The sequence below is a fragment of the Anaerobacillus sp. 63XJN7_4_ISO-PGPR-S23-413 genome, assembly GCF_056173725.1.
In genome coordinates this window covers 2,018,806-2,029,434 of the sequence record NZ_CM149688.1, presented here as the reverse complement: position 1 = coordinate 2,029,434, position 10,629 = coordinate 2,018,806, and the positions used below count along the sequence as shown (strand labels likewise).

The following is a 10,629-nucleotide window of genomic DNA, read 5'->3' as shown; positions in this document are numbered from 1 at the left end:
TTCAACCCTTTCGTTTAGTAGATTTATGGAAATACTGGAGATAAACTAAGACCTGCTGTCTCAGAATAGCCAAATCGTAGATTCATATTTTGTACCGCTTGACCAGCAGCACCTTTCATCAAATTGTCAATCACCGAGATGATCGTTAAGCGATTTGTTCTCGGATCTACAGAAAGACCAATATCACAGTAGTTAGAACCGGAAACACCTTTTGTGGAGGGCCATTTCCCTTCAGGCATCACGCGAATAAAAGGATGATCTTCATAGATTGATTGGTAAAGATCAATCACTTCTGCTTCGGATCGATCATGAGATAGATTGACATACATGCTGCACATCATCCCTCTTGTAAGCGGGACGAGGTGAGTAGAGAATGATACATTTACATTTTCACCGATTTGATTCGAAATGACTTGTTCTATTTCAGGGATATGCTGATGTTTGCCAAGTTTATATGCTGATACATTTTCATTAACTTCAGAGTAATGGGCTGTCAGACTCGTTTTACGTCCTGCGCCTGAAAGTCCCGACTTTCCATCTATGATTAAAGACGATGGATCAGCCCATCCTTTTTGAATAATTGGAAGAATACCTAGTAGAGTTGCCGTCGGATAGCATCCTGGATTGGCAATTAAATTTGCGGATTTAATGTCTTCTGAATAGTATTCCGATAATCCATATACCGCTTCTTCCAAAGCTCCTTCTGGTGGAGATGAATGGTTATACCACTTTTCGTATAAATCTCCACTCTTTAATCGGAAGTCTCCGGATAAATCGATCATTGGAACACCCGTATTTAGTAGTGAAGGAACAGATTGACTGCTCACGCCAGCTGGTGTTGCGAAGAAGATAACATCTGACTCGGAAGCAAGCTTCTCTGCATCAAGTGCTTCAAACTGACTTACTTGTATATTCGTGAGATGTGGGAAAACATCATGGACATTTGTTCCTGCGTTAGATGGAGATACAATTGTATTAATTTCTACTTCAGGGTGACTAAGCAATAAGCGAATTAATTCAAGGCCGCTATATCCGCTAGCACCGACTATACTTGCTTTCACTATTTCCACTCCCTCTTTCATTGCTTATTGAATGATTATACATATATAAGTATATATATACAACAGGTTTTTTATTATTTTTTCAAATTTATGAATTTGTCACAACGTATTAACAAGCGCAACTTGTTTATCATCCTGATAAAGAGTGTGTTAGGTGAGAAAATTAGTTCAAAAAAAGCATGCCCCTATGAAAGGCATGCTTAAAATTACTTCTTTTCAAATTCAAATGTTAGTTTTTTCTCATCCGGGCTCCATACAAGCGCGGCATTAAACGTCCCTTTTTTACTTTTCAGCCCTTTGATTACATTGGATTTTCCTTCAGTTAGAATTTTTTTAGCGTTCGTTTGCGAAATAGGTTTACCAAGAATTCGTTTGGAGATTGTAAACGGGCAACTTGTTTTAGCATAACTACTACACCCAAATAATTTCCCCTTATCCAGTACTTCAGAACCGCAAAGTGGGCATGTGCCAACCTTTTTTCCTAGTGATTTTTTGGATGGCTGTGCTTCTATCTTAATATCTTTTAAATCCCATGATGCAGAAGATTCAACTGCATCGGAGGTTAGCTTCGCTGCAAGTTTCTTCACAGATTCCATGAACGCTTGTGGAGAAGCCTCGCCACTTCCAATTTGTTTTAGCCGCTGCTCCCATTTCGCTGTCATTTCAGGACTTGAAAGAACGGCATTTCCGATCGAATCGATCAATAACATGCCTTTTTCCGTTGCATATACCTGGTTTTTTACAACATCGATGTATTTGCGATCTTTGAGCATTGTGATGATTCCCGCTCTAGTCGCTTCAGTCCCAAGTCCTTCTGTGTCTTTCAAGATCTTCTCAAGAGATTCATCATCTAGATGCTTACCGGCCGTCTTCATCATTGTAATAAGCTGTCCTTCAGTAAATCGTTTTGGCGGCTGTGTTTTGCCTTCTGTTACTTCTACAGATACAACTTTACCTTGTTCGTTCTTTTCAATAGGTGGTAACTCTTCATCCTTCTGACTCGATGGGATAATTCGTTGCCATCCTTCCTGAATTCGCACCTGTCCTTTTGATTGGAATAGGGCTCTATTATCAACGAGGGTGAGCACAGTTGTATAATCGACAATCGATGCCTCTTCGTGCGCCGCTAGTAAACTTCGTGCGATTAAATCATATATTTTAGCTTCATCACCTGATAATTTATCCAGGTTTGGCACCTGTTCTGTTGGAATGATCGCATAGTGATCACTTACTTTCGCAGCATTCACAAATCGCTTGTCCGTTAAGAGCGAGTCACGTTTTAGTGGAAAATACTCTTGATAAGCTCGCTGCTTCTGAAGCTTTGATAAAATCGAATGGAATTCTGCCGCTTCATCCTTGGTGACAAAACTAGAATCACTTCTTGGATACGAAATGTTCCCCTTTGTGTAAAGCTTCTGAGCAATATCCAACGTTTTTTTCGGTGAAAATTTATAGCGCTTGTTGGCAGTAGACTGAAGAGATGATAGTTGATACAAGAAGGGAGCTTTGTACTGCTTCCGTTCTTTCTTAACCTCACTCGCTAAACAGTCCTTATTTTCACAAAATTGAGCAATGGCTTGGGCCATTTCGGGCGACTCAAGTCTCGTTTGATCTTCATTGATCCATTTTCCAACAATCATTTTTCCATTGTAATCAAATGTGCCCTTCACTTCCCAAAACGGCTCTGAATTAAAGTTCGCAATCTCTTTCTCTCGTTGAACGACTAATGCTAGTGTAGGCGTTTGAACCCTTCCTGCAGAAAAAACATCCTGTAACCCTTTTTGTTTAAAAAGAAGTGTATACACGCGTGAGGCGTTAATTCCTACGACCCAATCTGCACAAGATCTTGCATAAGCCTCGTAATAAAGATTACGCGTTTCTGTTTCTTCTAACAGTGATTGAAATCCTTCTTTTACTGCACGTTCTGTTAGTGAAGAAATCCAAAGTCGCTTCATTGGTTTCTTGCAACGAGCTTGATTCAAAATCGTACGGACGATGAGTTCACCCTCTCTCCCAGCATCACCCGCGTGAATAATAGATCCTACTTCTTTTTTGTTAACGAGTTCTTTAATGACATTAAATTGTTTCCATTTTCCTTTCGTTACCTGATATTGAAATTGTGTCGGAATCATCGGAAGGGTTTGAAGAGACCACTTCTTCCATGAAGATTCGTATGTTTCAGGTGGAACGAGTTCACACAAGTGTCCTACAGCCCAAGTCATATAGGCTCCATTAGGAAAATCAGGATTAGGTTTAATATAGAGATATCCTTGTTTTTTTTCGGTTGGATAAGGGGCGGCAAGACGCGTTCCCTGATCTGGCTTTTCGGCGATAATACAAACAGCTGCCAAAGGTAACATTCCTCTCTCAAAAAAATACGCTAACTATTAGTATATCGTACATGTGATCGTATATGGTAGTAGGTGTTTTAACGATCCTAACTATATTCAACTATCGCTAAGGCGCTTGGATCAAAAGGATCCTGACGAATGCTAGTAGATGGAATTCCGAGCAGCACGTTTTTACTATCAGATTGAACCGCTTCCTCTTCTATGACAAATGTTATGTTTTCATGAACAATGCTCACAATTTTAGGGCCATCCTCTTTTGATACCTCGAAATTCAGAACTTTCGTACAAAAGGCTAGCGCTTGTTTCATATTAGGTACTTTCACGGTTACACACTCACGTTGTTTAACAATAACCCCCCTCCTTTTTAGATCATCCCTATAAAATTCCATATAAAGAAGACTTCCCCCTTCTTTTTGTCATAGCATTAGTTCTAAGGTCGATTCTCTATTGATTCACAAATCAACATGTCCATTAAAAAAGTCAACAAAAAAACTTCCAATCGCTATTTTCTTTCAGTAAGCGAATGGAAGATGAAACTCCATCAATATTAAAGAAGGACACTTTTCTCTATTTCTCTCATTTGATAGAAATAGCCCTTTATTTTCATCAATTCTTTATACGTACCACTTTCTACGATTTGCCCTGAATCCATTACGATAATTTGATCCATTTGTTCAAGATTGTTTAAACGATGACTGACCAGTAGAAGCGTATCCTCTTTCGCTTGTTCAAAAAGATGCTTGAGAATTGACCTTTCAGTAAGAAGGTCGACTGAGGAAGTCGGTTCATCTAATAACCAGACTCGTTTACCCTTTAAGAAGGAACGGGCGATAGCGAGGCGCTGTTGCTCACCACCAGAAAGGTTCGATCCTTTTTCGTGCACGCTATAATCGAGAGAAAAGTGTTCTAGCTGGACAGCTTGAAGACTTTCCATTAACTTTTCATCGGATAATGACTCTCCAGCTAGAAGCAAATTATCACGAATCGTACCTGAAAAGAAATGATTTTGTTGCAGGACGACATTCGTCTTGCTCCAGATATTCTCTTCGGAAAGCGATTGAATGGAACGATCATTCATCTCTAATGCGCCACTTCCCTCAAAGAACTTTAAGAAAAGTTGTAATAGAGTCGATTTTCCAGAACCACTTGGTCCAACAATAGCCGTTTTTCCTCCTGCTGGAATATGAACCGTTACATTAGTTAATGACTTTCGTATTTCATTTGGATAAGAAAAAGTGACATTTCTTGCCGACAGAGAAAAAGCTTTCTCATTCGGAAGATCCACCTTTTCTTTCTCTTCCACCCTTGGCTTCCCTTCTACAGATGACAGTCTTTTCGAAGCTACTATGCTATCTTGCAAATAAGCAGGCATGATAGCCAATGGCACTGCGTTCTCAAAGGACGTTAAAGAGATCAGGACAAGCATGGCGAGAAACACGCCATCTAGTTCTCCCGTTATGACAAGATATGAACCGATCCCAATAACACTCCAGGTTACAAATAAAGACACAAATGAATTAACGGCTTGATGAAGCACTTCTGCTTTTCCTTCTTTGCTTTGAGCAATCCCATAGTCGTTGGATTTTGTTTTAAGATCGCTTTTCTTTCCTTCAACCTCACTCATGATTTTCAAATCACGATAACCAGCGAAAAACTCAGCTGAATCAGCAGCAAATTCTCCTCTACTTGAACGAACCTTTCGATCCTTTTTTCGAATACTCCACGCAAAGTAACCCGGAATCACAATCCCTGTAAAAATTACTCCAAGTAACATTAGAAGTGCAATTTCGAAAGAATAGAATAGCGTAAACCAAATCGTAACAAGGAATATGAGAATAAAAACTATAGGTGGATAAAAAACGCGAAGGTAAAAATGCTGCAGTCGATCAATATCTCCTACAATTCTACCTAGCAGATCTCCACTGCGATATCTCTGTGACAACCCTGCCGCTATTGGCTCAAGCTTTTTATAAAAGGAGACGCGCATGTTGCTTAAAATGGAAAACGTCGCGCGATGAGAATATATCCTTTCAAAGTAGCGTCCAGCTGCGCGGGCAAGTCCAAAAAATTTCACAACAGCTGTTAAAATCGCTAATGCAAACACAGGTAACGATAAGGCTGCCTTCGAAATTAAATAGCCGCTAGAAGCAAACAAGGCAACAGCTGTTATTCCCGCAATAAAACCAAATAATATTGAGAGGAGGATATCCCGTTTTTCTGTCAGCATCTCACGCCATACAAATGCTAGCTCTCTCATAAAGTGACCTCCGCCTTCTGCGTATCAACCATATCACGATACAACTCACTTGAAGCGTAAAGCGATTCATCGGTTCCTTCCGCGATCAAGTTTCCCTTATCAAGGAGTATAATATGATCGGCATTTCGTATTGTATGGATACGGTGTGCTACAGTAATCATTGTTGCGTTTTTTGATAGTTCTTTGATCGAAGTATGAAGAACTTTCTCTGTATATAAATCAAGTCCCGTTGTTGGTTCATCAAATAAAATAATCTCTGGTTGTTTTATAAATGCTCGAGCAAGCGCAATTCTCTGCTTCTCTCCTCCAGATATCCCTCTTCCGGATTCACCAATAACCGTCTCATAACCATTTTCAAGAGAAGCAATAAACGAGGAAATACCAGCTTTCTCAGCCGCCGCTTCGATTTGTATTTTATCCCTACTTTTTGATCCAATCGCGATATTTTCAGCGATCGTTCCAGTAAACAAATACGGGTTTTGTGATATAAAGCTTATCTTTGAAAACCAGCTTTCTTCTTCTAAACTTGTTAGGGGAATTTCGTCGGCGGTAATGGCACCTTCTTGAGGTGGAAGCAATCCACCAAGCAAATTCAAAAGCGTCGATTTTCCAGATCCACTCCGACCAATCACGGCCGTATTGCTATAAGGTTTAATAGTTAGATCAATAGAGGATAACCCAAATCCACTCTCCTGATAGCGATATGAAACGTTCTTAAACGCCAACAGTGGTGGCCTCTCCTTCGTTTCAAGTAATCGATCTCCCCATTTCATTTCGTCACTTTCACGATGAAGTTCTTCACTTACCTTTTTCATTGCACTCATGCTACCTCTACCAGTATGAAAAGCACTGCCTAGTTCCTTTAGGGAAAGATAGAACTCAGGAGCAAGCATAAGAAGGAAAAAGGCTGTAGCAAAAGACATGCTATTAAACACAATGAGACGAAGACCAATCTCAAGAGCGATAATCCCAATGCTTAACATTGAAATAAGCTCAAGCATAAGGGATGAAACAAACGCAACCTTAAGAACTTCGAGCGTTGCATCTCGATAATTCAAGCTGCTTTCTTCCATAATCGAGCGATATTTCTTCGATTGACGAAACAAGTTCAACGTAGTCAAACCCTGAATTGTATCAAGAAAGCGACCAGAAAAAACGGTCATCTGCTCTAGCTTCTCCTCGGATTTTTTCTGAGTACGAATGCCGATAATAATATAAAAGAGTGGAATGAATGGAGCCGTCACGATCATTATTAGCCCTGTTTCAATATGCTGAGTTGAAACTGCGATTAGAATAAAAAAAGGAATAACCGCCGTTTTAAACACTTGTGGAATGTATTGACTATAATAGGAATCAATCTCATCCACCGCATCTAGTAAAACGCTCACTTTCTGTCCAGATTGACCCTGGTAAGACGTTAGAAGTGCGTCTCGAGAAAATTTATTCAAAAGCGCTTCTCTTATTCTTTGTTTTACAATAGCGGCCATGTTAACGCCTGCTTTTCCCATTAAATAAGATACGCAAGGGCGTAGCGCCATGACAATCAGTAAGCCAATGAGATACGATGAAATGTCTGAATATGCTAGTTTTTCAATAAATACCCGATTCACTATTTCTACTGTAAGAAAAGCCTGTACAATAATGGATGCGCCAATCATAAGAGCACCTAAAATCATAAACAAGTGTGTGATTTTAAAACCTGAAGCATACGCTTTAAGTTCGTTCTTCACCTGATCCCCCACCTTTAGTTTCACAACAAACATACGTTTGTGAAATATTTCACATTAATTCTTAATTCCTATTGTACGACTTATACAAAGGAGAAGCAAATACTACGCAGCGATTATTTTTACAATTAAATGAACGAAATCTGTGCTAGAGTCATCGAGCCACTACTTATTCAATTGAGGCATTCTTAGATTTAGCATTCTTCCTTATTTCCTATTTGCTATAATGAAAGCAGCAGGATAAGAAATGGAGGATTAGCGTGGAACACGAACCTGAATTTGAAAAAACGCGTAAAAATACACACAAACGAAATAAATTAAAGCATTTATTGATTTCTTTTACTCAACCATTACAATCCTTCTTTAAAACCATATGGAAAGGAGCTTCTTACGGCGCTCTTTTTATGACAATGCTGCTAATCTTTTCGATTGGGTTTGATTTTCATACTGGACTGGGTCAAATAATGGACGTTATTCTTTTCCTATTAATTGCAGTTGTCAGTACACTGCTCACCGTTAAGATTGGTACATGGTTCATAGAGCATTTCAAAAGATTACCCTCTCTTCTCATTGCAAGTATTGGAGTCTCGCTTGCTATAACCATTTATACATTAGATCAATTTCGTCAATTAGAGAACATCCTTCCGCTCTCCTATCTCTTAATTGCAGTCGGTATCATCCTTGGCGCTATGTTCGGATACCCTCTTTCTAAAGGCATCAAAAAGCCAATGTCTATGATCATGCTACTGTTTGGTGTTTTAGCAACGTCAGCTTTTTCATACTGGTTATTCACACCTGGTTTAATGAATGATCGTCTCTCTATTAATGTAGAGCCGCTCTCACCTGTTAGTGATAACCCTTCAGAATACGGCTCATTTGATGTAACTACTTATACATATGGAAGTGGAAAGGATAAGCAACGTCCTGAATTTGGGGAGCAAGTAGATATTCAAACGATGTCAGTTAACGCTTCAAGTATGATTGGAGAATGGTCCAAAGAACGCGAGTGGTTCTGGGGCTTTAAAGACACCAATGTGCCACTTAATGGACGTGTATGGGTGCCTAAAGGAAATGGTTCTTTTCCTCTTGTCCTTATTGTCCATGGAAACCATAAGATGGAGGACTTCTCAGATGAAGGCTACAATTATTTAGGTGAGTTACTCGCTAGTCGTGGCTTTTTAACAGTATCAGTAGATGAGAACTTCTTCAATTCATCATGGTCTGGTGGCCTCGCAGGAGACATTAATGGACGCGCTTGGTTGCTGCTTAAACATATTGAAGAAATGGAGAAATTATCTTCTCAAAAAGATAATCCATTATTCAACAAAGTGAAGATGGATCAAATTGCTTTAATAGGTCATTCTCGCGGTGGTCAAGCTGCGATTTTAGCAGCAAAATTCAATGACCTTGATCGTTACCCAAATAACGGGAACATGACTTTTGATTTCCATTATAATATTGAATCTGTTATCGCACTTGCACCGACGGATTATCAAACACTTTCAGATCGAAAAATCGAAGTGGATGATGTCAATTATTTATTACTTCAAGGTTCTTATGATAGTGATTTATCGGAATTCGAAGGCGACCGACAGTATAATGGGATTGATTTAACTGGCAGTAAAGAAGCTATGAAAGCAGCCCTTTATATTGATCGCGCCAATCACGGACAATTTAACACAACGTGGGGAGAAAACGATACGTATTTCCCTTTCACGCTTTTATTAAATAAAGAGCCTCTTCTTAAAGGCACTGAACAACGACAAATAGCCCGCACATATGTTGCTGGCTTTCTTGAGGCGACGCTTCATCAAAATGAGTCCTATCAACCGATGTTTGAGGATTATCGCTATGCTCTCGAATGGCTACCTGATACAACATACATTAGTAAATATGAAGATCCTTCGTATCATATCTATAGCACCTTTGAAGAGGACGTTGATGTCACAACAGCGACATCTCCCTATATCACCATAGAGACTAATAGCTTGCTGCAATGGTATGAAGGAGAGCTTGAATTTCGACGCGATAAAGAAAGAGGTACTCATGGGGTCTTTTTGAAATGGGATCATTCCTATTCAAAGAACGGCACATACAAATTAAATTTCAAGAAAGCCCTTCAGGATCCATTTGCTTATACAATGAACAGTTCATTAACATTCACAGCAGCAAACCTTTCAGATCCATCTGACCAGCAACCTGTTGATTTCACAATCACGGCTAGTTCAGATAACGGAGCATCCGCTAGTGTTAAGCTGAGTGACGTCATGCAGTTGCAAGGTGTTCTTCCTATTCAACACACAAAAACAAAATACTTTGAAGAAGGACGTTATGGTGAACCTACTGAACCGGTTCTCCAAACCTTTAATATTCCGATGCAGCGATTCTTAGAAGCAAACAATGCCTTTAATCCGAAGAAGATGAATGCTCTTACGTTCGAATTTAATGCATCAGAGAAAGGAAAAGTCTTTATTGATCAAATAGGTGTCAATCAAGGTGATTAACTAAAAAAGGCCTTCCCTCATGACAATGAGAGAAAGCCTTTTTTCTATTATGAAATTTTGCAAGAAGACTGTCCACGCTTAGCAAGATAGCTTTGATGATACTCATCTGCACGATAGAATGAAGTGATTGGTACAATTTGCGTCACAACTGGTTTTTTGAAGCGTCCAGATCGCTCGAGTTTTTCTTTTGCAATCAATGCTATTTCTGCCTGCTCATTTGAGTGGTAAAAGATCGCTGAGCGATAGCGTGTTCCGACATCTTCTCCCTGTTTGTTTAAGGAGGTTGGATTATGATTTTCAAAGAAAACTTCTACAAGTTCTTCATAAGAAATGAGAGAAGGATCATATTCAACTTGTACGGATTCGGCATGGCCTGTTAATTCAGAATAAACATCTTCATAAGTTGGATTAATCGTCTCTCCTCCTGTAAACCCTGCTGAAGTTGAAATAACACCGTTCAATTGTTGAAATAGCGCTTCTACTCCCCAAAAGCACCCTGCTGCAAATGTTGCTTGTTCCACTATGACCACTCCGTTTCCTTTTCTCTGTATGGTTTTATTTGATCGAGCATATATGTTTTCTAATTCATTTAGTGATAACATATAAAGTTGCTTTTCACCCTTCTTATATATCCCTTGTGAGAGAAGGGCCTTAATAAGCTGTTGTTTTCTTGCTTCGTTATCCATTAGTGTATGCAATATCAGTCTCTCCCTCTACTAAAACATATTT

The 10,629-nt window shown here is 39.3% G+C and carries 7 protein-coding genes; 1 reads left to right on the top strand and 6 read right to left on the bottom strand.

The genetic code is table 11. The features are described from left to right. Positions 1 to 23: 23 nt before the first annotated feature. The 5 genes from argC to cydD all read right to left on the bottom strand — a co-directional run bounded on the left by argC (position 24) and on the right by cydD (position 7,399). Positions 24 to 1,082, bottom strand: a complete 1,059-nt coding sequence (gene argC / locus AC0VYO_RS10965; RefSeq protein ID WP_475367376.1) for an N-acetyl-gamma-glutamyl-phosphate reductase — start codon at positions 1,080 to 1,082, stop codon at positions 24 to 26. 185 nt (positions 1,083 to 1,267) lie between these two features. Further along, positions 1,268 to 3,412 (bottom strand): DNA topoisomerase III, encoded by a 2,145-nt coding sequence (locus AC0VYO_RS10960; RefSeq protein WP_475368984.1) that lies wholly within the window; start codon positions 3,410 to 3,412, stop codon positions 1,268 to 1,270. An 86-nt stretch (positions 3,413 to 3,498) separates the two neighbouring features. Continuing rightward, a complete protein-coding gene (locus AC0VYO_RS10955; RefSeq protein ID WP_475368983.1) occupies positions 3,499 to 3,735 on the bottom strand; it encodes a hypothetical protein in 237 nt (78 codons plus the stop codon). 224 nt (positions 3,736 to 3,959) lie between these two features. Beyond that, on the bottom strand, positions 3,960 to 5,669 hold the full coding sequence (gene cydC, locus AC0VYO_RS10950) for a thiol reductant ABC exporter subunit CydC (protein WP_475367373.1): 1,710 nt from the start codon (positions 5,667 to 5,669) through the stop codon (positions 3,960 to 3,962). Then, on the bottom strand, positions 5,666 to 7,399 hold the full coding sequence (gene cydD / locus AC0VYO_RS10945; RefSeq protein WP_475367372.1) for a thiol reductant ABC exporter subunit CydD: 1,734 nt from the start codon (positions 7,397 to 7,399) through the stop codon (positions 5,666 to 5,668). The genes cydC and cydD overlap by 4 nt, the downstream gene beginning before the upstream one ends. A gap of 257 nt (positions 7,400 to 7,656) precedes the next feature. On the opposite strand from cydD, the gene AC0VYO_RS10940 reads away from it, so the two are divergent. Beyond that, positions 7,657 to 9,900, top strand: coding sequence for a hypothetical protein (locus AC0VYO_RS10940; RefSeq protein WP_475368982.1), 2,244 nt, complete (start codon positions 7,657 to 7,659; stop codon positions 9,898 to 9,900). A 47-nt stretch (positions 9,901 to 9,947) separates the two neighbouring features. Here AC0VYO_RS10940 and msrA read toward each other — a convergent pair whose 3' ends face one another. Next, positions 9,948 to 10,586 (bottom strand): peptide-methionine (S)-S-oxide reductase MsrA, encoded by a 639-nt coding sequence (gene msrA, locus AC0VYO_RS10935; protein WP_475368981.1) that lies wholly within the window; start codon positions 10,584 to 10,586, stop codon positions 9,948 to 9,950. Positions 10,587 to 10,629 lie beyond the last annotated feature (43 nt).